This is a genomic window from Pseudoalteromonas sp. RB2-MNA-CIBAN-0110 (assembly GCF_040309305.1).
Taxonomy (GTDB): Bacteria; Pseudomonadota; Gammaproteobacteria; order Enterobacterales; family Alteromonadaceae; genus Pseudoalteromonas; species Pseudoalteromonas arctica.
This window is the reverse complement of the sequence record NZ_JBEOOQ010000007.1, coordinates 14,322-36,086: the sequence shown is the minus strand read 5'-3', so window position 1 is coordinate 36,086 and position 21,765 is coordinate 14,322. Positions and strand designations below refer to the sequence as shown.

At 37.3% G+C, this 21,765-nt stretch carries 20 protein-coding genes and 1 riboswitch; of the genes, 5 read left to right on the top strand and 15 right to left on the bottom strand.

Annotated features, from left to right (window positions below):
* Window positions 1-8: 8 nt before the first annotated feature.
* A riboswitch (cobalamin riboswitch) is annotated at window positions 9-191 on the bottom strand.
* 63 nt (window positions 192-254) lie between these two features.
* Both AAEY68_RS05770 and AAEY68_RS05765 read right to left on the bottom strand, forming a co-directional pair.
* Window positions 255-1,040, bottom strand: coding sequence for a transporter substrate-binding domain-containing protein (locus tag AAEY68_RS05770; protein WP_169059752.1), 786 nt, complete (start codon window positions 1,038-1,040; stop codon window positions 255-257).
* Between the two features lie 201 nt (window positions 1,041-1,241).
* Window positions 1,242-1,724, bottom strand: coding sequence for a YajQ family cyclic di-GMP-binding protein (locus tag AAEY68_RS05765; protein ID WP_007377833.1), 483 nt, complete (start codon window positions 1,722-1,724; stop codon window positions 1,242-1,244).
* A gap of 152 nt (window positions 1,725-1,876) precedes the next feature.
* On the opposite strand from AAEY68_RS05765, the gene AAEY68_RS05760 reads away from it, so the two are divergent.
* Both AAEY68_RS05760 and AAEY68_RS05755 read left to right on the top strand, forming a co-directional pair.
* Entirely contained in the window at window positions 1,877-2,230 is a 354-nt protein-coding gene (locus AAEY68_RS05760; protein ID WP_007581666.1) for a VanZ family protein, read from the top strand.
* A complete protein-coding gene (locus tag AAEY68_RS05755; RefSeq protein ID WP_197118673.1) occupies window positions 2,223-3,125 on the top strand; it encodes a ketopantoate reductase family protein in 903 nt (300 codons plus the stop codon). The genes AAEY68_RS05760 and AAEY68_RS05755 overlap by 8 nt, the downstream gene beginning before the upstream one ends.
* A 40-nt stretch (window positions 3,126-3,165) precedes the next feature.
* On the opposite strand, the gene thiI is transcribed toward AAEY68_RS05755, so the two are convergent.
* Together thiI and AAEY68_RS05745 are read right to left on the bottom strand one after the other, a co-directional pair.
* Window positions 3,166-4,623 carry a tRNA uracil 4-sulfurtransferase ThiI gene (gene thiI, locus AAEY68_RS05750; protein ID WP_350585662.1) on the bottom strand — a complete coding sequence of 486 codons (1,458 nt, stop codon included), beginning with the start codon at window positions 4,621-4,623 and terminating at the stop codon, window positions 3,166-3,168.
* A 97-nt stretch (window positions 4,624-4,720) separates the two neighbouring features.
* The gene (locus AAEY68_RS05745) at window positions 4,721-5,374 is read right to left on the bottom strand and encodes a TetR/AcrR family transcriptional regulator (RefSeq protein ID WP_007581663.1); all 654 of its coding nucleotides are present in this window, start codon (window positions 5,372-5,374) and stop codon (window positions 4,721-4,723) included.
* Window positions 5,375-5,572: 198 nt separating this feature from the next.
* On the opposite strand from AAEY68_RS05745, the gene coaD reads away from it, so the two are divergent.
* A complete protein-coding gene (coaD, locus tag AAEY68_RS05740) occupies window positions 5,573-6,064 on the top strand; it encodes a pantetheine-phosphate adenylyltransferase (RefSeq protein WP_350585661.1) in 492 nt (163 codons plus the stop codon).
* 35 nt (window positions 6,065-6,099) lie between these two features.
* Here coaD and AAEY68_RS05735 read toward each other — a convergent pair whose 3' ends face one another.
* From AAEY68_RS05735 to argC, 9 genes are all read right to left on the bottom strand, one after another.
* Window positions 6,100-6,606 (bottom strand): hypothetical protein, encoded by a 507-nt coding sequence (locus AAEY68_RS05735; RefSeq protein ID WP_350585660.1) that lies wholly within the window; start codon window positions 6,604-6,606, stop codon window positions 6,100-6,102.
* A 104-nt stretch (window positions 6,607-6,710) separates the two neighbouring features.
* Window positions 6,711-7,223, bottom strand: coding sequence for a hypothetical protein (locus AAEY68_RS05730; RefSeq protein WP_033026433.1), 513 nt, complete (start codon window positions 7,221-7,223; stop codon window positions 6,711-6,713).
* Between the two features lie 994 nt (window positions 7,224-8,217).
* The gene (locus tag AAEY68_RS05725; RefSeq protein WP_197188940.1) at window positions 8,218-8,751 is read right to left on the bottom strand and encodes a hypothetical protein; all 534 of its coding nucleotides are present in this window, start codon (window positions 8,749-8,751) and stop codon (window positions 8,218-8,220) included.
* 16 nt (window positions 8,752-8,767) lie between these two features.
* Window positions 8,768-8,968, bottom strand: coding sequence for a hypothetical protein (locus AAEY68_RS05720; protein ID WP_197188941.1), 201 nt, complete (start codon window positions 8,966-8,968; stop codon window positions 8,768-8,770).
* Between the two features lie 265 nt (window positions 8,969-9,233).
* Window positions 9,234-11,099 carry an argininosuccinate lyase gene (gene argH, locus AAEY68_RS05715; protein ID WP_007581654.1) on the bottom strand — a complete coding sequence of 622 codons (1,866 nt, stop codon included), beginning with the start codon at window positions 11,097-11,099 and terminating at the stop codon, window positions 9,234-9,236.
* 49 nt (window positions 11,100-11,148) lie between these two features.
* The gene (locus tag AAEY68_RS05710) at window positions 11,149-12,351 is read right to left on the bottom strand and encodes an argininosuccinate synthase (RefSeq protein ID WP_007581653.1); all 1,203 of its coding nucleotides are present in this window, start codon (window positions 12,349-12,351) and stop codon (window positions 11,149-11,151) included.
* Window positions 12,348-13,280, bottom strand: a complete 933-nt coding sequence (locus AAEY68_RS05705; protein ID WP_024592295.1) for an ornithine carbamoyltransferase — start codon at window positions 13,278-13,280, stop codon at window positions 12,348-12,350. Before AAEY68_RS05705 ends, AAEY68_RS05710 begins: the two co-directional genes overlap by 4 nt.
* 7 nt (window positions 13,281-13,287) lie before the next feature.
* Window positions 13,288-14,055 (bottom strand): acetylglutamate kinase, encoded by a 768-nt coding sequence (gene argB, locus AAEY68_RS05700; protein WP_350585659.1) that lies wholly within the window; start codon window positions 14,053-14,055, stop codon window positions 13,288-13,290.
* The gene (gene argC / locus AAEY68_RS05695) at window positions 14,056-15,066 is read right to left on the bottom strand and encodes an N-acetyl-gamma-glutamyl-phosphate reductase (protein WP_350585658.1); all 1,011 of its coding nucleotides are present in this window, start codon (window positions 15,064-15,066) and stop codon (window positions 14,056-14,058) included.
* 224 nt (window positions 15,067-15,290) lie between these two features.
* Here argC and argE point away from each other — a divergent pair, with 224 nt between their 5' ends.
* Window positions 15,291-16,451 (top strand): acetylornithine deacetylase, encoded by a 1,161-nt coding sequence (argE, locus tag AAEY68_RS05690; RefSeq protein WP_165734551.1) that lies wholly within the window; start codon window positions 15,291-15,293, stop codon window positions 16,449-16,451.
* Window positions 16,452-16,516: 65 nt separating this feature from the next.
* On the opposite strand, the gene AAEY68_RS05685 is transcribed toward argE, so the two are convergent.
* The gene (locus tag AAEY68_RS05685; RefSeq protein WP_101164313.1) at window positions 16,517-17,449 is read right to left on the bottom strand and encodes an aq_1923 C-terminal domain; all 933 of its coding nucleotides are present in this window, start codon (window positions 17,447-17,449) and stop codon (window positions 16,517-16,519) included.
* A 75-nt stretch (window positions 17,450-17,524) separates the two neighbouring features.
* Entirely contained in the window at window positions 17,525-18,910 is a 1,386-nt protein-coding gene (gene radA / locus AAEY68_RS05680; RefSeq protein ID WP_024590039.1) for a DNA repair protein RadA, read from the bottom strand.
* 362 nt (window positions 18,911-19,272) lie between these two features.
* Here radA and AAEY68_RS05675 point away from each other — a divergent pair, with 362 nt between their 5' ends.
* Window positions 19,273-21,750 (top strand): PilZ domain-containing protein, encoded by a 2,478-nt coding sequence (locus AAEY68_RS05675; RefSeq protein WP_350585657.1) that lies wholly within the window; start codon window positions 19,273-19,275, stop codon window positions 21,748-21,750.
* The last annotated feature ends 15 nt before the right edge of the window (window positions 21,751-21,765 follow it).

The following is a 21,765-nucleotide window of genomic DNA, read 5'->3' as shown; positions in this document are numbered from 1 at the left end:
ATTTAAGTAAGTAAGATTGCATCAAGGCCGGTCTCCGGACTCAGTAAGCACATCAAAATATGCAATACTTTACCGTTGCGGGGGCAGTGTTGGGCTTGTAGTCATCAGAAAACGCACCAACTTCCCGATTATCCTGCTAAAAAAATCATTACATGAAGTGGCTAGCAAGCACCTTGAAAATATGTCGCTATTGTGAGTATTTTGTTTACAAATGTCAATGGACGTCTATACAGCTAAAAACCTTTAAAATGCAGTTAAGGGCTAGTATAGTTTGAAGAAACGCCATATTTATCAAGTAGCTTCTGAAGTTGTATTTGTGCAGTAGGTAAGCTTAGTATTTCATCCATTTTATTACTAGTGATCTTATTTGATTTAGAGTTAACTAAAAAGTGCGTTTTATAAACGGCATCTGGTACGTTACTTTTATAGAGTAAATCCATATTAAAAGTATTTTGATTTTTAAAATATTGGTAAGCAATATTATTTAAAACGCCTACTTCCGCGCGCTTTAATAGCAGCATTTTAACAACATTGAATTCATCAATGGTTAAACTTACTTGATGTTCCTCACTTAAAAATTCGGCATCTGTATTAAATCCAGCAAATTGATACGAGTACCCCAGAACCCCAACCTTTGTTAATGACGTAATGTCGTCAAAGTAAGCTTGCTCATTTGTATTTTCTTTAAGCGTATAAAGCTCATTTTTGGTAATGGTATAAAATTCGGTTTTTTCAATGTTTTCTTGCGCTGATAGTGGGATCCATTGCAGTGCCATTAAAAATAAAACATCAAAATTATTTTTTTCAACTGACAAAGCAAGCCTTTTTACAGGTAGAGAATTAAGTACGAAATTAAACTCCTGCTGTGCTCCGTTTAAAATCTTAATAAACTCAGGAGCAAAACCCTGTTTTTTTTGCGCATTAATAATAATGGGAAAGTAGCCATCTTCAACCAGTACATCAATATCAACTGTTTTTGATAAGCTTGGTTTGGTAAATGTAAGCAAAACAAATAACAAAAATAATTGATGACGTTTCATTTTAATACCTTCTAGTGTGAAGTACTTAATTGCATGTGATTAAATATAATAGCTTAAATATCAAAAAGGAGATTAATACATACGGGAGTATCTAGGCAGCAAAGAGGGATAATAGTGAGATATTTAAAAAGAGTAAGTAGCTTCAATCTGTCTGTAAGTATAAACAGATTAAAGCATGCTTAATTTAAAACTATTTATTGATTAATCGCGGAAATTTTTAAACTGAAAAGGCTGACCTAGCTCAGCACTGCGCACTACTTGCATAGCCTCTTGAAGATCGTCACGTTTTTTACCCGTTACACGTACTTCTTCGCCTTGGATAGCAGCTTGAACTTTAACTTTAGAGTCTTTAATGGCTTTAACTACTTTTTTAGCCATGTCCTTTTCGATACCTTGCTTTAAGCCAACGTTACGAAATACATTTTTACCTGCACGGGTAATATCTTGAAGCTCTAAGCTTGATACATCCATACCACGCTTAGATATTTTGTTAGCTAAAATATCAAATAATTGCATAACCTGAGAGTCTGCTTCAGCTTTAAGCTTAATTGTTTTGTCATTTAGCTCAATAGATGCATCAACGCCTCTAAAGTCAAAGCGAGTCTCTAGCTCACGATTTGCATTATCAACTGCGTTTTTAGCTTCGTTCATTTCTACTTCAGATACAATATCAAATGAAGGCATTGGTTTGCTCCTAACTATTTAATCTTAATTTTATGTGGCAATTATAACGCTAAAATTATAAATCTTTACATTTTTCTGCATCTTGTTCAGGTGCGATATTAAATTAGTTTGATATACTTGCGCCTCTTTTTTAAGCGATTTTAGGATTTGTCGTGACAAGGCGTGTTTATCAAGCAATTTTTTTAATCAGCATAGTAGCTTTTACCTTTTTATTTGCCAAAGAAATAAAAGGTGGCGTTGTAAATTTATTTCCTCATGTTGATAAAGTGGCCCATTTTGGGATTTTTTTTATACTAGCCATAATAATGGATAAAGCGTTTAAGCTTCCTTTATATGCGCAAATACTTTTATTGGCAGGTTATGGCGCCTCTATAGAAATAATGCAAGACGCACTTCCATATAGGCAAGCATCACTCGGTGATTTTTTTGCTGATTTTGCAGGTGCCGCAAGCTACTTTTTACTTAGAGTAATTTTTACACCTCGAAAAAAGAACCCATATGGCTAATATTTTAATTGTCGGCGATGGTGCTATTGGCTTGTTACTTAGTCATTTTCTAAGTGCGTCGCATAATGTCAGTGTTTTAACTCGCAAAAGCCCAACAAATACCCGCTTTTATAGTCGAGGTAAGGGTGCATCTAAAAAAATTGACGCACAATTTATTGCATTAAATCAGCTAAATAAAGCGGCTGAATTTGATGTTGTTTTATTTACCGTTAAAGCCTTTCAAGTACTTGATGCATTTACGCAAATAAAGCCTCTTCTACCAAGTCATTGCTCTGTTGTACTTTCGCATAACGGAATGGGTAATGTTGATGAGGTAAATAGCCAGCTAAGCACTCACCAAGCACTCTACTTTTTAACGACGAGCATAGCGGGCTTTAAATCAAACCAATACATTGTGCAGCACACTGGTGAGGGACAAAGTGTTATTGGTGCTTGTAATGAATTAGCTTTTCAAAATAGCGCGCCAATAGCTGATATTTTTAAAGTAATACCCAGCCTAAAGTTTACTAATAACATTCAGCAGCTTCGTTTTGAAAAACTACTCGTAAATATTGCCATTAACCCATTAAGCGCTTTAAGTAATGTAAAAAATGGTGAGTTACGCGCACCTAAGTACAATGCTATAATTTTTAATGCACTCACTGAAGCATGCAATATAGCAAAGGTACAAGGGCTTAATATCCCATTGATTAAAGCACTTAATACCGCTTATAAAATAATGGAATTAACGTCTGACAATTACTCTTCAATGCAGCAAGACGTCGCGCATTGCAGAGAAACTGAAATATCAGCTATATGTGGCTATATTAGCCAACAAGGCAAACTTCACGGTATTCCTACACCTTACAACGATGAGTTGTTTGTCAAAATTCAGGCAAAAAAAAGCGTGGTATAAACCACGCTTATATAAATTCTTAACTTTAAGACGACAAACCTTATGGGCGGTAAACTTTTACCGTTTCAAAGCCTTGTTCGTGCAGCATAAGTGCCTGTAGTTGGCTCATTACGCCTCTGTCACAATATAAATAGTAGTCGGTGTCTTTTGGTAAATCACCAAACTTAGTCGCCAGACGGAAGAACGGTAAATGAACCACTTCAACACCATCGATTGCAAGCGGTGCAGCTTCTTCTTCCTCTGGTGAGCGAATATCAACTACCACAGAGCCTACAGGTAAATCAGCAACCGATTCAGCTTCTTTAAGTTCTTGTTTGGCTTCAACGTCAATATCACGCACGTCCATTATACGTGCGTTATTTACAACGGTATCAAGTACATCAAAGTCGAACTTTTCTTCTTCACCAAGAATAACGTCTATTTTGGCTTTAACCGTTGGCTTTTTAGAAATAACACCACAGTATTCAGGCATTGTTTCTGCCATTTCAGCCGTACCAATTTGACGAGCAATATTAATAATTTCTTGCTTATCGTGTTGAATAAGCGGGCGTATAATAAGCGTTTCAGTAACACGGTCAATCACGCTTAAATTCGCTAATGTTTGACTAGATACTTGGCCAATACTTTCGCCAGTGACAAGTGCTTGAATGTTTAACTTTTGTGCAACCACACTCCCTGCGCGCATCATCATACGTTTAAGTACAACACCCATTTGGCTATTTTCAACGTTCTCTAAAATTTCAGCAACAACAGGTTCAAAATCAACCGTTACAAATTTAACTTTATGTGTAGAGCTGTATTTTTTCCATAAGTAGTAGCTTGCTTGCTTAACGCCAATTTCGTGCGCTGCGCCACCTAGATTAAAGAATAAAAAGTGCGTGCGTGCGCCTTTTCGAATCATTTGGTAACTTGCTACGCCAGAGTCAAAACCACCAGACATAAGCGAAAGCACATCTTCTTGAGTTGGCAGAGGAAAACCAGCCATACCAAAATGTGTATGAGAAACAATGTAAGCTTTATCGTCTTTTACTTCTAGGCGTATTGTTACTTCTGGGCGGCTAAGCTTTACGCTTGCGCCTTCAATATGCTGATTTAATCCACCACCAACATAACGCTCTAAATCAGTTGAGGTAAAATCGTGTTGCCCTATGCGCTTAGCACGAACACAAAAGGTTTTACCTACAATAGTATGACCAACTAAAGCGATGGTTTTTTGATAAATATCATCAAGAGTTTCGAATTGTGTTTCGGTTACTTCAATAAATTGAACAATGCCAGGGATGCGTTTAAGGCTATCGATAAAATCAAGGCGAACTTGCGCGTCTTCAAGTTTTGTAACAACTGAAATGTTATCCCAGTTATTTCTTACTTGTACTTTTTCGTCAACACGGCGCAATACAATTTTAATGTTATTTTCTAACACTTTAGTAAAGCGTTTACGGACTGAACGGCTTTTAATGGCTATTTCAGGATGTAGTTTGACGATAAATTTAAGCATAGTTCACTCTTAGACTGCGGGAATTCGCGCTCCCAGGCATTTGGCGCGGGATTATAGCAAAAAATTCAGCGCCTAGGAAACAGCCTATTACTATCGATTAAACTACTGTTGGGGCTTGTTGCGCTAATTCAGTATATTTTTCACGTAGCAGGTTCATTTTATCAATGCTTTTATCGGTACTGTACGCTCTAAATAATGTAAGTACTTTTAAAATGCCATGATATATATCTTGCTCAGCAAGCGTACCACTTGGCCTACGGGCTTTAATATAAGGCGTCCAAAAACTAACCGTTAACTTTAGTGTATGTGCTAAATCAATGACATCTTGCTCATCAATAGCAATCATTTCACTGTCGCGAAGTCCTAAAATAATTTTACGAACTTGCTCTAACAACTCTAACTGAAAATCAATATAAGCTTGTTTTAAATCAGCATCTCTAGAGAGAATATCCCCGAGATTATCGTAAAAAAAATGATAGCGCCACATCAGCTCAAATAACGAATCTAGGTAAGCCGTTAAATGATTAAATGCATCATCATCTTTATTAATAGGTTTAAAGTGAGTATTTAAATGATCGCGATACAGCGCAAAAATATGACGGATAATGTCTTCTTTATTTTTAAAATGATAATAAAGATTACCCGGGCTCATCCCTAAGTTTGATGCAATATGATTTGTCGTTATTGCACGCTCACCATTTTCGTTAAACAACAAAATACTGGTGTGTATTATTTTATCCTTGGTATTCATATGCTAATACTCAAATTATCTATAGGCTACATTACACTCAAAAGAGGTAAACAGTATAAACAAATATGAATCATTAAAACACTCCCACCATGGACTGACCTGTTTAAAGAAAGTAAGTGTTTATATGCTTTTTTAGCTAGGCTGCTTTGTGGCATAAACACTGTTAAACTAGCGCTAAAATAATAAATAGTGAACATTATGAAAGTTATTGCAATTTACCCTGGCACCTTTGATCCACTAACTAATGGGCACACAGACCTTATTCAACGTGCAGCTAAAATGTTTGATACTGTATTAGTTGCGGTTGCTAATAACCCAAGTAAAAAACCCTGCTTTAACCTTGAAGAACGTGTTGAGCTTGCAAACTCTATTTTAAGCCACATAGATAATGTTAAGGTGATTGGTTTTTCTGGTTTATTGGCTGATCTTGCACGCGATCACAATGCTAATGTGCTTATTCGCGGTATTAGAGCGGTATCTGACTTTGACTATGAATTTCAATTAGCTAACATGAACCGCCGCCTGAACCCCGACTTAGAAAGTGTATTTTTAACACCCGCAGAGCGAAATTCATTTATTTCATCAACACTCGTTAAAGAAGTAGCTTGCCACAATGGTGATGTAAGCGAGTTTGTAGACCCTGTAATTGTTAAAGCTCTAAAAACTAAATTGGGCTGTGGTGCCAGTTAATAATAAATAAGGCCTGTTAGCACTGAAATCCATTACTAATAGGCCCTTTTATTAAACACTTTATTTAGCTTTCCTTCTAACCAAGCAAGTTTTAAAACATCTTTACCTATAAAGAAAATTAAAACCATGGTCAAATCTGTAAAATTTATACCTACTATGTACACCCACCAGAACCACCAAAATTCATAATGGTGCATAACATCATTATCTATATACATTGCAAAAAATAGTGAGGTGTTTATACCTAAACCAAATAATAAATAAATGTATACGCTGCTAATCTTTATAAAAAAACCAGATAAAATAATAACAAATAGAGTAATAATATCGAATAAGAAAAAATCGAAGTAAGTAATCGCGTCCATATCAATAAACATACTAGAAGAGTAAGAAAGTGCCATGATGAAAGATAGCCAAACAATGCTTTTATCTGCGCTATTTATCGAACTTGCTAAAGAATATAAAAAAGCCATCAAAAAGCCCCATTGTACAAAAATACCTATATAAAAAGAGATATTTGTATTTAAAAGTAGCTCAACCATTTTACTCCAACACTAGATAAAAAATTATTATACCGCTTTACATATTACGGCAACATCAAATAAAGGCACAAAATCACTCTTCTTTTAAGTTGAGCTTTACTGCCTCAGCGATCTAAACTTAACTTTCTAACACATCTTAAAAGCTTGTTTAAGCCTAAAAAATCCTTATTGATGATTAATACCAATGCCATTGTAAAGTCGACAAAATACATTCCAAAAATATAAACAGTCCAAAACCACCAATAGTAAAGAGTACCTGCAATTTCAATATCGTAGTGCATACCTAAAAATAAACATGCATTAATAAAAAGGCCTACAATTAAATAGGAGAAAGCAATTGGTACTAATTTTTTATATATAAATCGCCAAAGTATCAGGGCGCTAATAGTAGCAAGATCATAATAGAAGTAATTTAGGTGAGGATTTTCAATAAGTGGATCCATGAAAAGACTAGATATATATGAGACCATCATTATAAATGAAAGATGCGTTCTACTTTTATCATTTTTATTAATACTCGCTGATAGGTTATATAAAAATGCGATTAGGAAGAACCATGTAAATAGTATTGCTACGTTATATCCTAAATCTACTAGAGCCCAAAGTATGTCAGCCATCAACTGTCCTTTTCAAACTAGTAATCAAACCATTTTTAAATTTCATCAAGTATAAAAAATCTTTGTTTATAAAAAATATAGCTACCATTATAAAATCAGCAGCGTTGACCCCTATCGCGTAAGCATTCCAAAACCAGTAGCTTGTGTTATTTGATATATAGATGTCGTAGTGCATGAGAAAGTGTAGAGCTGAGTTTATAGCTAAACCAGTTATAATATATAAATAGGCAATACCATCATGCCAGAGCCGCCTAAGGGAAATAATAACTAGGAGAGTTAAAATATCGGAAAACAAAAAATCTAGATAAGTTACCGTATCCATATTTGTAAATATACTAAACGAATATGAAACACTCATAACCAAAGACAAATACACTCTTTCTTTATTAGGCTTATTAATCGAATGAGCAAGGGAGTACAAAAAAGCCATAAGAAATCCCCATTGTACAAATGCACCTATGTACAGAGAAACTGTTGGGCTAATTAAAAGTTCATTCAATATTTTTCAACTTTTTAAAGTTCAATGCAACCCCTCTTTTAAAAATGGTATTTTTATTGAATACTAGTGACAGAAACATTAAAACATCGAACATATTAACGCCAACAGAATAAACACTCCAATACCACCAAGGCTCATAGTTATATAAGACGTATAGATCGTAATGTAATATTAAGGTAAGCACAGCATTTATTATTAACGCAAAGATGATGAAGTGAAAAGCTATAGAGCGGTGAAGTACTTTAAAGTACTCTAAAATTAACAAAGCTAAAATTGTAACAAAATCGTAGAGCACCGAGTTTAAATATAAACCTTCTAATAAGTCTATATAACCACTAGAAACATATGAGCAGAGCATAAGCGCAGATAAATAAACAGGAGACTTATTTTCTTTATTTATAGTAGAGGCCAAACAATACAGGAAGGCCATTAAAAAGCCCCATTGAGTGAAAGCTTGCATATAAACCATTAGGGGTTCAGTAACATACATTTAAGCTAGGTTACTTTGTCGGTATCGTTTGATTTGAAGTAGCTGAGGGTTTTGTTTTTTAACTTATGAAGACCAAGTAAGTCTCTATCTACAATCAAAATAACAATCATTATAAGATCGATTATATTGACTGAAAATGTATACAAATCCCACAAAAACCAAGGTTCCCTGTTATTGTAAACATACATATCTAAGTACATACACAAACTCAATAATGAATTAACTATAAGGCCTATTAATAAATACATAAATGAGGGAGTTGTTTTTTTTAATAGTAAATAAACTGATAATAAGGCACCCACAGTAGCATAATCATAAAGTGCCCAATCAAGATAAAGTGAGCTTTCAACTGATAACCATGAGAAAAAATAGTCTGAAGTAGAATAAGAAAACATCATAATGAAAGAACTGAGCAATAAGGTTGTATTTCTTTTTATGCCTAATGAAAAAACAAAAACATTAAAAAAAAATGCCATCAAAAAACCCCACGAGGCAAAAGCTGATAGCGAAAAAAAACCAAAAAACTCAGTTAAAAACATTCATTACCTTCATTAATTATTTTGGTTTATTTGGGGGATAAAGTATCACACCACCACGTTCTAGATCAGTACTCGCAGCAGCCATCGCTTCTTGAGAGAAGCTTACTGTATCAGATTGCAGGGTTTTAGGGCTAGCAGTTTGTTCCATTGCAGGCTTTAATTGTTGTGTTTTGTTGTATGCTTGCATTTGTACTTGGCTATTAGCTGAAACTTGCATGTGATTGATCCTTATAAAAGTTTTAATTATATTTGGTGCAACTTTTAACCACATTATTATGTAGATAAATGCATCACCTGTTTAAAGTAGTGATAGCTATTTTGCTATCTACTTTATACAAAGCAACCAATGTGCCAACTTTTTTTGACACCTTAAAACTCACTCAAAACATATTTATATAATCAAACCAAACAGCTCCGACCAGTTTACTACAAACATAAAAAAACGCACAGGGATAACCGTACGTTTTTTGTATCCAGGGAGTTTAAGCTACGTATTTACACGGGATCTCCGCACGTGTACTTAACTTCAAAATATATTCCATTGCTACTTCGTCACAATTTTCTTTACGAAGGCAAAGTTCACAATCTTTCATTACTTTTTCAGGCAAAGAGTCTTTGCTACAAAAAGTAAAACGTTGTTGTTCAAAAAAATCTGGTACGCGTGTTAATACAATAACTCGGTTAAGTGCCAATTTTTTGGCTTTAGTAAGTAGATGATCTACAAGCTGTCTACCCTGCCCCGACACTTTACTTTTTGGGTCTATACCCAATGAGCGTATTTCAGCAAGGCCGGTATCGTAAATGTATAACGACGCACAGCCCGACACTTTTCCATTTATTTCTGTTACTGCAAACTCGTTAATAGAGTGCACCATATCGCTTTTTGCACGAGGCAGGTTTTCACCTACCGTTGCCCAATGCTGTATAAGTGTGGCAATTGCTTCTACATCATCTAAATTTGCATCACGTACCGTTATTTGCTGTTTTTTTTTGGCTTCTTTAACAGCATTAGTTACTTGTTCAATAGACGTCCCACCAAGGGCTTTACGTGCTTTTATACACGCATCAATTTCAAGTACTGGGTAAACATCGTCTTCAAATACAGTGTTTACTGATTTGTACTGCTCAAGCGATAGCTCTTCAAGCGTTTTACCTTCGCTAATCGCAAGCTGTACAAGTACACCTACAATGTGATGCCCTTCTCTAAATGGCACACCTTTAGCAACTAAGTAATCAGCAAGTTCGGTGGCGTTTGCATGCCCTCCTTTTGCTGCAGCAAGTGTCTTATCACCGTTTACTTTAACGCCTTTAATACATGCTTGCGCCATATGAATACATGCAAGCCATGTTGGCATAGCGTCGAACAGGCCTTCTTTGTCTTCTTGCATATCTTTATTGTATGCAAGTGGCAGCGCTTTTAACGTCATCATCATAGCGCTAAATGCACCAAACACACGTCCGGTTTTACCGCGAATAAGCTCGAGTGCATCAGGATTTTTTTTCTGAGGCATGAGCGATGAACCTGATGTTACGTTATCAGCAAGCTCTATAAATCCGGCTTCACCCGAATTATAAAAAATCAGATCCTCTGACATACGAGATAAGTGAATCATCGAAATAGACGCACAACTTAAAAGATCTAACACAAAATCACGATCAGATACGCCATCAAGGCTATTTTTTGTAGCCGCTGTAAAACCTAGTCCATGCGCTAATGCTTGGCGATCAATCGGATAAGCTGTACCTGCTAATGCACCACTGCCTAATGGGCAAAAATTCATGCGCGCTTTAGCATCTTGCAGGCGGCTTTCATCACGCTCTAGCATCTCTACATACGCCATACACCAGTGGCTAAACAATACTGGTTGTGCGCGCTGTAAGTGCGTGTAACCTGGTAATATTGTGCCAAGCTCTCGCTCTGCAAGCGCTACAAACTCGCCTTTAAGCTGTGCAATAGCATCTAGTAAATGGTCAGCCGTATCACGGCACCATAATCTAAAGTCGGTGGCAACTTGGTCATTACGGCTTCGGCCTGTATGTAATTTTTTAGCTAAATCACCTACTTTTTCAATTAGAGCTGCTTCAACATGTGAATGAATATCCTCTGCACCTGAAGTAGCTACCGCTTGTGGATCTGCTTTAACTTCTTCAAGCAGCTCATTTAATGCAGCCACTAATCTTGTGTGCTCGTCACTTGAAAGTACACTTACCTGTTCAAGTGCACCAGCCCATGCCACAGAGCCAATAATATCTTGCTCTGCTAACTGGTAGTCAAAGGGAAGAGAGTCGTTAAATTGCTTAAACGCCTCATCTGGACCCGTAGAAAAACGTCCGCCCCATAATGCCATGAAATCTCTCCAAACCCTGTAGTGCCCCTTTTATAAGGGGCGTAATAAATTACTTTTTAGCGAGTGCTGAAATTCTGCTTGAAAGCGAGAATAAACGAATAAAGCCTTCAGCGTGTGACTGGTCGTACACATCATCTTCGCCAAATGTAGCAAATGCTTCGCTGTATAAGCTATTTGGTGACTGCTTTTGAACTGCAGTTACTTGGCCTTTGTATAGCTTAAGTACCACTTCACCTGTTGCCACTTTAGAAAGTGCTTCAGCACCGGCTAAAATAGAATCTTTAAGAGGCGTAAACCAACGGCCGTCGTATACTAAATGCGAGAACTCGCCACCGAGTACTTCTTTCCACTTACGGCTTGCTTTATCAAGCACTAGCTCGTCAATGGCTTGAAGCGCTGCCATAATGACTGTGCCGCCTGGCGTTTCATAACAACCGCGTGACTTCATGCCAACTAAACGATTTTCTACAATATCAACACGTCCAACACCATGAGGCGATGCAATATCGTTTAATTTAACTAAACAATCGTAAGGTTTAAGCTCTACGCCATTTACAGCAACCACTTCGCCTTCAACAACTTTTAATGTTACTAGTTCTGATTTATCTGGTGCTTGCTCTGGAGAGTTAGTCCAAGTCCATACTTGTTCAGTTGGTTGACACCATGGGTCTTCAAGCTCACCACCTTCGTGCGAAATATGCCATGCGTTAGCATCACGGCTATAAATTTTTGTAGCAGATGCTGAACACGGAATGTCACGCTCTGCTAAGTAATCAAGTAATGATTCACGGCTCGATAAGTCCCACTCACGCCATGGCGCAATTACTTTTAAATCAGGGGCTAGTGCTGCAAAACATGATTCAAAACGAACTTGGTCATTACCTTTACCAGTACAACCATGAGAAAGTGCATCAGCACCTACTTTACGTGCAATTTCAACTTGTGCTTTAGCAATAATTGGGCGCGCCATAGAAGTACCTAATAAATAAGTACCTTCGTAAATTGAGCCCGTTTTAAGCGTTGGGTAAATGTAATCACTTACCATTTCATCTTTTAAGTCAACTACGTAACATTCAGATGCACCAGAGGCAATTGCTTTAGCTTCTACGCCTTCAAGTTCTTCAGCGCCTTGACCTACATCGGCAACAAACGCGATTACTTCACAGCCGTAGTTTTCTTTTAACCATGGCACGATAGCCGACGTATCAAGACCACCAGAATAGGCTAAAACGACTTTTTTAATTGAACTCATAGGTGTTCCTTAACAAAATTTGGATTTAGTAATGTAACTAGCAGAGCATTTTGCGCATGCATGCGATTCTCTGCTTGTTGAATGATTTTTGATGCTGGACCATCCATTACCTCAGAGGTAATTTCAAATTCACGGTGTGCCGGTTGGCAATGTAATACCGTAGTCGCACCTGTTTGATCTAGCAATGCCTGGTTTAATTGATAAGGCATGTATTTTTCTTTTACTTGCTCAAGCGGCGTTGTATCACCCATTGATACCCATGTATCTGCGTATACAACGTTTGCACCAACCGCAGCTTCAACTCTATCGCTCACCATGACTGATGCGCCATTCATTGCTGCAATTTGCTCTGCTTTTTTAAGTATTTGTGAATCTGGCGAACACCCTTTTGGTGTTACAGCAACAAAGTCAGTACCTAGCGTTGCGGCAAGTAACATCAATGAATGAGTCACGTTATTGCCCTCACCTAAGTAAGCTACTTTAAGCTGACTCACATCGCCATGTACTTCTTGAAGTGTTAAAAAATCAGCAAGTGCTTGGCAAGGGTGGTACAAGTCACACAAGCTATTTACCACAGGTACCGATGAATATTCACCTAACGTGGTTAATGTGCTGTGCTGATTTACACGCGCCACAATACCGTCGGCCCAAGTAGAAATATTAAGTGCAAAATCTTTAATTGATTCACGTGCACCCATAGCGCCATTTTGCTGATCTAAATAAACAGCATGACCACCAAGGCGATTAATACCTATATCAAACGATAAACGTGTACGTAAACTTTGCTTTTCAAACAATGTTACGATTGATTTACCCGATAATACTTGGCTGTATTTTTCTGGCTTTGCTTTTATATCTTGCGCTAACTTTAATAAATTAAGTGCGCCTTCTTGGTCTAATTCTAAACCCGTTAAAAAATTCTCAAACATAATAAACCTATGGTGTAATCTTTGTTCCGACATGCTCGCCTTGCAGCAGAGCAGTTAAATTTTCTGGCTTTTGCCAGCTGGAAATATACACACCGCGTCGTAAATGTTGGGCAGCGTGAAGGCTGGTCTTAACTTTGACCTCCATCCCGCCCAAAATTACTCCATCTGTAATTAAAATATCAATGTGTTTTGTGTCAAGTTGATGTAACGGTTGTTTATTTGCGTCAAGTACCGCTTCTACATCCGTCATAAAAATTAGTTCTGCATTTAAATTACTGGCAATAGCCGCTGCAGCTTCATCTGCATTTACGTTGTACCACAAGCCTTGTTCATCAAAGCCGATAGAGCTAACAATAGGTAAACGAGAAATTTTAAGTAAATCGTTAATAATAGAGTCATCGTTGCTTGTACATTTACCCACTAAGCAAAGCGCTTTTAATTTTTGGGTTGCAGTCACACCCGCCTCAAAAAGACTTAAGCCGACAGGCTTATGCCCTGCGCTTATAGCTTGAGTCATTAATTGTTTATTAGCGCAACCTGCAAGCGCACCCACTATATAAGGCATTTGCTCTGCTGGACTAATACGTAAACCTTGGTGTTTAGCACTAGCAAAACCCGCTTGCTTTAGCCATGTATCTACTAAAGAACCACCGCCATGAACAATGACAAACTCATCATTTTTTTGCTCGCTTAGCACGTCAAATAACGCTTTTGCTGCATTTTCTGTATTAAGTACTGCACCACCGAGTTTAATAACCCACGTTTTTTTACTCATTTAAAACGCTCCTTTTAAGCCCGTAGTGTGATCTAAATTCATAGAAATATTAATACACTGCAAAGCTTGTCCAGCAGCGCCTTTTAATAAGTTATCAATGGCAGACATTACAATTAACTGCGTGCCTTGTTGCTGCCAACCAATATCAACAAATGGTTGCTTAGCAACACCTTTAATTGACGGTATTTTATCGCCTAACAAACGAATTAATGGTTCGTTAGCAAGCACTTGATAAGCAGATGCAACGTTTTCCTTGGTAACGCCTGGCTTAAGTTGTACATAAATAGTTTCTAAAATACCGCGCGGAAAGCTACCTAGATGCGGTGTAAATAATACTTTGTGGCCAAGGTGTTGTTCAATTTCAGGACCGTGGCGATGGTTAAACAAACCATAAGGTGCAAGCGATACCTCACAAAAATGTGTTCCTACACTCGCTTTACGCCCGGCACCCGTAACACCCGAAACGGCATTAATAATAATACTTTGATCGCTCAATAAGCCTGCTTGTTTAAGCGGTTTAAGTGCATTGAGCGCCGCTGTTGGGTAACAGCCTGCAACAGCAATTAGCTTTGCGTTAGCGATAGCATCACTGTTCCACTCAGCTAAACCGTAAGCCGCTTCATTTAAAAGCTCTGGGTGTTGATGCTCAAAACCATAGTAAGTAACGTAATCATCATTACTTGCTAGACGATAGCCACCAGATAAATCAAATACTTTTTTACCCATAGCTAAAAATTGAGGCGCTAAATCAACACTTACTTTGTGATCGGTACATAAACACACATAGTCAGCATCACTTTGAATGTCATCAAAAGCTGATGCACTAAGAGGAAGTAAAGGACAATCTAGTAAGCCAAGGTGCTCTGGATATAAATCACTTAGTAATTTATTTTTATCTAAGCTACCCTCAGATACATAACAGCCTGTTAAGGTAAGGTTTGGATGATTAGCAACTAAGCTTGCTAACTCTGCGCCGCTATAACCGCTTGCGCCAATAATAACTACATTCATTGATTACTCGTTATTTTAAAATTTACTGCTAAATATATATGTTGTTCGCTTAAACTAGCTAAGACGCTAAATTAAGACTTAATTTAATGAATTTGTAGATTATCGTCGCATTATTTTCATAGCTTTACTTTAATATATTTATGCTTAAAAAGTGAATTGATATTCATCATAAATACTTTTATATTGTTATGCAATTAAATTGAATAATAATTTTGGATTTTTTTATGCCTTTGCCTTCGTTTATTTCTATGTATCAACAATTGATTGCAGCCCCTTCTATTAGTGCAATTGAAGACAGCTTGTGTATGAGCAATAAAAACGTAATTGAACTCCTTGCGAGGTGGTGCGAAACACTCGGTTTTACGTGTGAAATTATTGAATTAGAAGGAGGTAAAGGCCGCTTTAATTTATTAGCAAAGCGTGGAAAAGGCGATGGCGGGTTAATGCTTGCGGGCCACACTGATACAGTGCCTTTTGATGACAGCCGCTGGAACCACAATCCGTTTAAACTTACCGAACTCGACAATAAATTGTACGGGCTAGGAAGCATTGATATGAAAGGATTTTTTGCTTTTGTATTACAAGCGATTAGTGAACTTGATGAAAAGCAGCAAACTCAACCTATTTTAATACTCGCCACTGCCGATGAAGAAACAACTATGGCAGGTGCACAGCAAATATGTAAGCACCCTAATTTAAAACCTGCACGCTGTATAATTGGCGAACCTACTGATATGACGCCAGTATTTATGCACAAGGGCCATATGAGTACAGCAATAAGAGTGGTTGGTCGCTCTGGGCATAGCTCAGATCCCGAACGTGGCCTTAACGCCATTGAAGTAATGCATAAAGTGATTACAAAATTGATGATCTTAAAAGAGCAATTAAAGCATAAGTATTCAATAAATCACTTTGAAATTCCTTATCCAACATTAAACTTAGGTAATATTCATGGTGGCGATAATGCGAATAGAATTTGTGGTTGCTGTGAAATGCATATAGATATGCGCCCATTACCAGGTTTAAGTGTACAAGAACTACAAGCATTAGTGCTTGATGCAACAAAAGAGATAAATCAGCAATACCCAAATGCGGTGAGCGTTATTGATTTACATGAACCAATCCCGGCATTTAGTGGTAGCACCGACAGTGCTTTAGTTAAAATGGCTGAAAAAATAGCAGGGCAAAAAGCGGTCGCGGTAAATTATTGCACTGAAGCGCCGTTTATCCAGCAACTCGGTTGTGAAACAATCGTAATGGGCCCAGGCTCAATTAACCAAGCGCATCAGCCTGATGAGTTTTTAGCGATGGAAAAAATAAAACCATCACAACAAATAATCACCAATATCATAAAAGCAAACTGCTTTAGCAATCAGAGTTACTAACTGCTTATAACAACACAAAATAATAAAGGCGCCAATTGGCGCCTTTATTAATACAAAACTAAGGCTTAATCACCTTTAACTTCTAAGTTAATAAACTTAACTAGCTCTTCAGGTTGCCCTACTAGCATCATAACTTGTTGGTTAATTTCCATCATAGTTTTACCTTCAGGTAGCTTTGCAGACACACTGAATGAATTTAAACCTTTAGCAAAGCTAGTTAAAGCCTCTGCAATATTTTCAGTTACAGGAGCTTGTTGTAACTGCTGCTCTAACATCATTTCCATTTGCTCTAGCGTCATGCCTTGCTTTTCAAGCTCACTTGATAGTAAGTCTTTTAACTTACCTTGGTTATTTAAGGCAAAGCTAACATTGCGCGGCTCTAACTTACTCATTGCTTGCATAACAAGTGTTTGCTGCTGTAACTCTTGCTCATAAGTAAGTGGCTGGTTACCCGCTTCTTGCTGCGCTTTACTAATCGCCAATGAAGCATCCATTAATGCTTTTGAATTAGCCAAGCCCATATCCATATTAAAACTAACAATGTCTTTTGCATCAAGCTTAACGACTACATCACTATTGCCAGACTCTTCATCGTAATCAAGTGATGAATGTAAGTCGTAACTTGCCGACGCGAGCATTTCGTTTGTATCAGCAGGTAATTTTGAAACAAAACCTTTATCAAACTGAAAGCTTTTTACATCAAATGATGTATGCGGTGATATTTTATCTGGCTCGTAACCAGTTATTTCAATGCTTTGAATATTAGCAACATTGTCGCCCTCAGGGCTTATTACTTCCATGTTTGTTATTTCTACGCTTTTTGAAATAACACTTGCCGATAAACCAGCGTATTTAAATGTAGCGCCAGTTTGCTCGCTTACTAGAGCAAGTTGCTTATCTACTTCTGCACGCACTTCTTGTGTAGCTACATAATTTGCATAGCTCACGCCACCAACGCCCGCAGCTACAATCGCTGCAACTATTACTAACTTTTTCATGTTATTTCCTTATTCTATTCTTTGTGTAAACCGAGTTTTATTAAGAGTAACATTACACATTAACACCCGTAAGTATTAATTAATTAAACTAAGCAACTCATGTACTGTTTTAACTGGGGTAATTTTAGCGCCCAGCCCTTCCATCGACTTATGGTAATTACGAAATGGAATATATATCTCTGTAAAACCATGTTGTGCCGCTTCTTTAACACGTGGTACTCCACTGTCAATTGGGCGTACATCGCCATTTAAGCTAAGCTCACCCATAATACACGTGGTACGAGGCACAACAAATTCGTTTAAGCTGCTAAGTAACGCGGTTACTAATGCTAAATCAATACAAGTTTCTGTTTCATCTATTCTTAGGCCACCCACAATATTAAAAAACGTATCGTGGAATATTTTGGTTTTAGTGTGTTTGCGTAATATGCCAGTCAGCATTTTTATGCGGTTCATGTTTAAACCAACGCAAACACGCTGCGGAAATTCCGCCTCGGTTTCGGTAGTTAAACATTGAATTTCAAGTAGTAAATTTCGATTACCTTTACGGATACAGGTAATTGTAGAGCCTGGCGAGTCAGTTGTAGACCCCGATAAAAATATTTCGCTCGGGTTATCAACGCTTAACATCCCACGTTCGCACATTTTAAAAATGCCAACGGTATCTATATCACCAAAGCGGTTTTTATTTGCCCTAAGGGTTCGAATTTGCCCATCATTGGTGTCTATGTGTAAAAGCGCATCGACAATATGTACAAGTGTTTGAGGACCTGCTATTTCGTTATTTTTATTTACATGAGCAATAATGAACATGGTTACATCATTTTGCTTACAGTATTGAGTCAATGCTTGGGCGGCACTTTTTACTTGCGAAGGGGAACCTGGGCTACCATTTGCCGTTTCGGTTACAACCGCTTGAATAGAGTCAATAACAGCAAACTTAATTTTATTTTTCTCGAGCTCTTCAATGATGGTTTCAACACTGGTTTCTGAAAGTAAATAAAGCTCGTCAGGGTTATAGTTTAACTTTAAACGATTTACCCTGTTTTTAAACTGCGATAATGACTCCTCGGCCGTACAGTAAAGTGACGGCATACGTTGTGACATTCTCGCGACTAGGTCAGATAGCAATGTTGTTTTACCAGCACCTGGATCACCCGAAATTATATTAACAGAGCCGGTAGTTACACCACCGCTTAGCACACGATCGAGCTCGCCAATTTCTGTCAGCTGTTTTTCTGCCTCTGACGTAGCAATATCATTGATTTTTTTAGAGCCGCCACCAGCACCGCCAGCATAACCACCTACATTTGCTCGAACTGACGCTTTTTTACTCTGCCCTGCTGAAGGTTTAAATTCTGCTAATGTGTTCCACGCACCGCAGCGGCATTGGCCCTGCCAACGTGGGTAGTTCATGCCACATTCTGTACACACAAACTCTATTTTTGCCGCTTTAGTCATTTATAACCTTATCTACGATTCTCTAATTTTAAAAACATTTACTGTTAATAACTTATTTTGCCACTTCAAGCATTTACTTAGCAACAAACTCTTGCCTGCGTAAAAATCTAGCGTCACAATCATTAAATACACATGGTGTTTCTTTTTAGCTATAATTTAGGGCATACTTTTTGCTTTGAAATAGTTTAAAGTAACTTGCCAACAAAATGGCATATAACACATAATAACAAGAGCTAAACAGTAGTAACTAAAATAATTGTACCTATATTAATAACATAGCGCGATTTAACGTTTATTGAACTTCTAATAAATGGACTTAACAGTATACCTACTTTTTCAATTAGACGGTGATGGTTTTATAAATGGCTGATGACATAATGCTCAAACACGAAGACCTCGTGAATGAGTTAAAAACATATTTAGGCAATGCTAAATTTGACCTAATTTTCAAATCAAAAACCGCTGGGTTAACCAAACCTGAGCAATTTTTGATGAAAATGGAAATGTCACGCTTATCTCAGCCAGTGGCACGCTTTGTTGATCTTCGTGGATTAGTGACGGGCCAAGTAAAACCGTATGAGCATAACGGCAAACAGCACTTTATGGATGACACAGCCATTGAAGTGTTTGAAAAAGCACTTAAACAGCATGGTGAATATACCCTAGCCGTTTACGAAGCCGTAATGAATACAGAAAATAACCACCGCGTATTACAAAAACAAGCCGCCGAAAAATCAGAACTACAAGAATCAGAAAGTAACTTAAGCACTGAAGTAATTAAGTTTGCCTCTTACGAGAGCCGCCGTGAAGAACGGATGAATTACTCAATAAAAGTAACTATTGATTACAAAGATAAAAAGAACATTGCTGCTAGCACCTCAGATATATCTTTAAGCGGTTGTAAAGTTAAGCTTGCAACGCGCTACTCTATAAAAAAAGGTGAACTAATAGCAATGCGCTTGGTAGGCCTTGAACAAGACTTTGAACTTGGCCTAAAAAACGGTATTCAATACGAGGTTGTTGCCGTTGAAAATATCTCTCGTGAATACAACCACATTCGCTTAAAACGCACTTATATCGAAAATAACGATGCCTTTAATGACTTTTTAGAAAGCTTTATTCACGGTAATAAACGTCGTTATAAAGTAAATTTAGATAACACGCTCGATGCTGTAGTATCAAAGGGGTATGAGCAATACTACATCCCTCGTGTAACGTCTTTATATGTATTTTTAAGCAAAAAAGATGAACAGTATTACCCAAGCCTTAGCCTTACTACTGAAAATAATATTTTTATCCAGCGCTATTTTACCGATGAAAGAAAAATACCGTGTTTGTACAATATACTCAATCATCAGCGCATTACACAATTACTAACCCAAATTACCGCGGTCAAAGAAGATTACCTCTATACATTTACACATATATCATCGGGTAAAATTTACTATTACTCTGCGACACGAACTGAGCTAAATAATAACCCTAAATTACGTGATCTATTTTTAGGTTTTGGTAGCCAAAAAGAAAGTTGGCAGTGCTTTAAAATACAAATAATGCCAAGTCATCCAGATGATTCTTTTATACCGCTTTCATTACCTAATAGTGCTGGCGCTAATATTGAAAAACTCAACAAGCCGCCTTCCCCTCGAGTTAAAGGCCTTATAAAAGACGTTAAATATATTGTTGTACTTACAAGTATTGGCAATAAAACAGAGCAAACAGATTATAAACAACTTACTTTTGATAAAGCGTTAGTAAATCAGCTTAAACATTTTGGCCACGCAAAACATAAAACGCCACCTTATTTAGATATTGTGCCACTTGAATACGTAAATTTACGCTCGCATAAGCGCTACCTTTATAAAACACCGGTTAGCGTCACTATTAATGATGAAGTATTTAACGGTTATACACGTGACTTTTCTGTAATGGGTTTGCAATTAGAGTGCGAGCAACCAGTCACATTTAAAAAAGGTGATATAGTACTTTTAACATTTCCTGAGCTTCAAAAAATAACTAAAAAGCATAAGCTTAGCGAACTAAAGTACGAAATAATGGCCATTAGTAAGTCATTCACTACTATTAACCTAAAAGCGAATCGTGTTGCTGATTTACCCCATGCTGGCGTGACTTTTTTCACTCAGCTAATAGAAGGTAATAAAGACAAACTTAAAGTAGCTGAAGAAGCCGCTAAAGTAGAAGGCTTATCTACCGCGCTTAGAAATATGGTTACAAAAAGTGTATGCCAATTTCCGCTGTATTTACACAAGGAAGCTGCACACTTTAAAACAGGTGCAATTGGTTATGGCTTATACGCCAGTCCTATGCATGTTATTTTGCAAAATTTTGGCTTATTAGGTAACAAAACTGACTTTTCGAGTATTCTTACCGAAGAGCAAATTATTAATGTAATAACGCCTAATATTAAAGATCGCAGTCGCCAAGATGCACCGCTTGCTTTTACACTCGCTATTAATTTCGACCCTCGTAAGGGCAAAATTGAAGAGGCTATTGTTAGCCAATGCGCCCTAGGTGAAGACTACTCAAGCTTTTACAAACAAATTAGTAAAGGCATTACATCACAACTTATATTTGTGATGCGTTTGTATATTTCGCGCACAGGTCGCCCCGATACTGACTATCTATCAAACGAGCTTAAATACGTAAGCCAATATGCAATGCATAAAGCAAAAGACTTAGAAGAAGCATTATGGGCTGTTGCAGGCGTGGGGGACGTAGTAGATATAACTGAAGAAGCTCTAAGCCATTTAGAGCTTAAAAAAGAGCAAGTTGAACAAATGGGCCGCCGTAAACTAATCTGGTTAAACCGCTTACGCTAAGCGGTTTAACTTAAA

Bases quoted from the DNA above. Each gene is read 5' to 3' on its own strand.
- AAEY68_RS05770 (WP_169059752.1), bottom strand. From the start codon at position 1,040: ATGAAACGTCATCAATTATTTTTGTTATTTGTTTTGCTTACATTTACC.
- AAEY68_RS05765 (WP_007377833.1), bottom strand. From the start codon at position 1,724: ATGCCTTCATTTGATATTGTATCTGAAGTAGAAATGAACGAAGCTAAA.
- AAEY68_RS05755 (WP_197118673.1), top strand. From the start codon at position 2,223: ATGGCTAATATTTTAATTGTCGGCGATGGTGCTATTGGCTTGTTACTT.
- thiI (WP_350585662.1), bottom strand. From the start codon at position 4,623: ATGCTTAAATTTATCGTCAAACTACATCCTGAAATAGCCATTAAAAGC.
- AAEY68_RS05745 (WP_007581663.1), bottom strand. From the start codon at position 5,374: ATGAATACCAAGGATAAAATAATACACACCAGTATTTTGTTGTTTAAC.
- coaD (WP_350585661.1), top strand. From the start codon at position 5,573: ATGAAAGTTATTGCAATTTACCCTGGCACCTTTGATCCACTAACTAAT.
- AAEY68_RS05735 (WP_350585660.1), bottom strand. From the start codon at position 6,606: ATGGTTGAGCTACTTTTAAATACAAATATCTCTTTTTATATAGGTATT.
- AAEY68_RS05730 (WP_033026433.1), bottom strand. From the start codon at position 7,223: ATGGCTGACATACTTTGGGCTCTAGTAGATTTAGGATATAACGTAGCA.
- AAEY68_RS05725 (WP_197188940.1), bottom strand. From the start codon at position 8,751: ATGTTTTTAACTGAGTTTTTTGGTTTTTTTTCGCTATCAGCTTTTGCC.
- AAEY68_RS05720 (WP_197188941.1), bottom strand. From the start codon at position 8,968: ATGCAAGTTTCAGCTAATAGCCAAGTACAAATGCAAGCATACAACAAA.
- argH (WP_007581654.1), bottom strand. From the start codon at position 11,099: ATGGCATTATGGGGCGGACGTTTTTCTACGGGTCCAGATGAGGCGTTT.
- AAEY68_RS05710 (WP_007581653.1), bottom strand. From the start codon at position 12,351: ATGAGTTCAATTAAAAAAGTCGTTTTAGCCTATTCTGGTGGTCTTGAT.
- AAEY68_RS05705 (WP_024592295.1), bottom strand. From the start codon at position 13,280: ATGTTTGAGAATTTTTTAACGGGTTTAGAATTAGACCAAGAAGGCGCA.
- argB (WP_350585659.1), bottom strand. From the start codon at position 14,055: ATGAGTAAAAAAACGTGGGTTATTAAACTCGGTGGTGCAGTACTTAAT.
- argC (WP_350585658.1), bottom strand. From the start codon at position 15,066: ATGAATGTAGTTATTATTGGCGCAAGCGGTTATAGCGGCGCAGAGTTA.
- argE (WP_165734551.1), top strand. From the start codon at position 15,291: ATGCCTTTGCCTTCGTTTATTTCTATGTATCAACAATTGATTGCAGCC.
- AAEY68_RS05685 (WP_101164313.1), bottom strand. From the start codon at position 17,449: ATGAAAAAGTTAGTAATAGTTGCAGCGATTGTAGCTGCGGGCGTTGGT.
- radA (WP_024590039.1), bottom strand. From the start codon at position 18,910: ATGACTAAAGCGGCAAAAATAGAGTTTGTGTGTACAGAATGTGGCATG.
- AAEY68_RS05675 (WP_350585657.1), top strand. From the start codon at position 19,273: ATGGCTGATGACATAATGCTCAAACACGAAGACCTCGTGAATGAGTTA.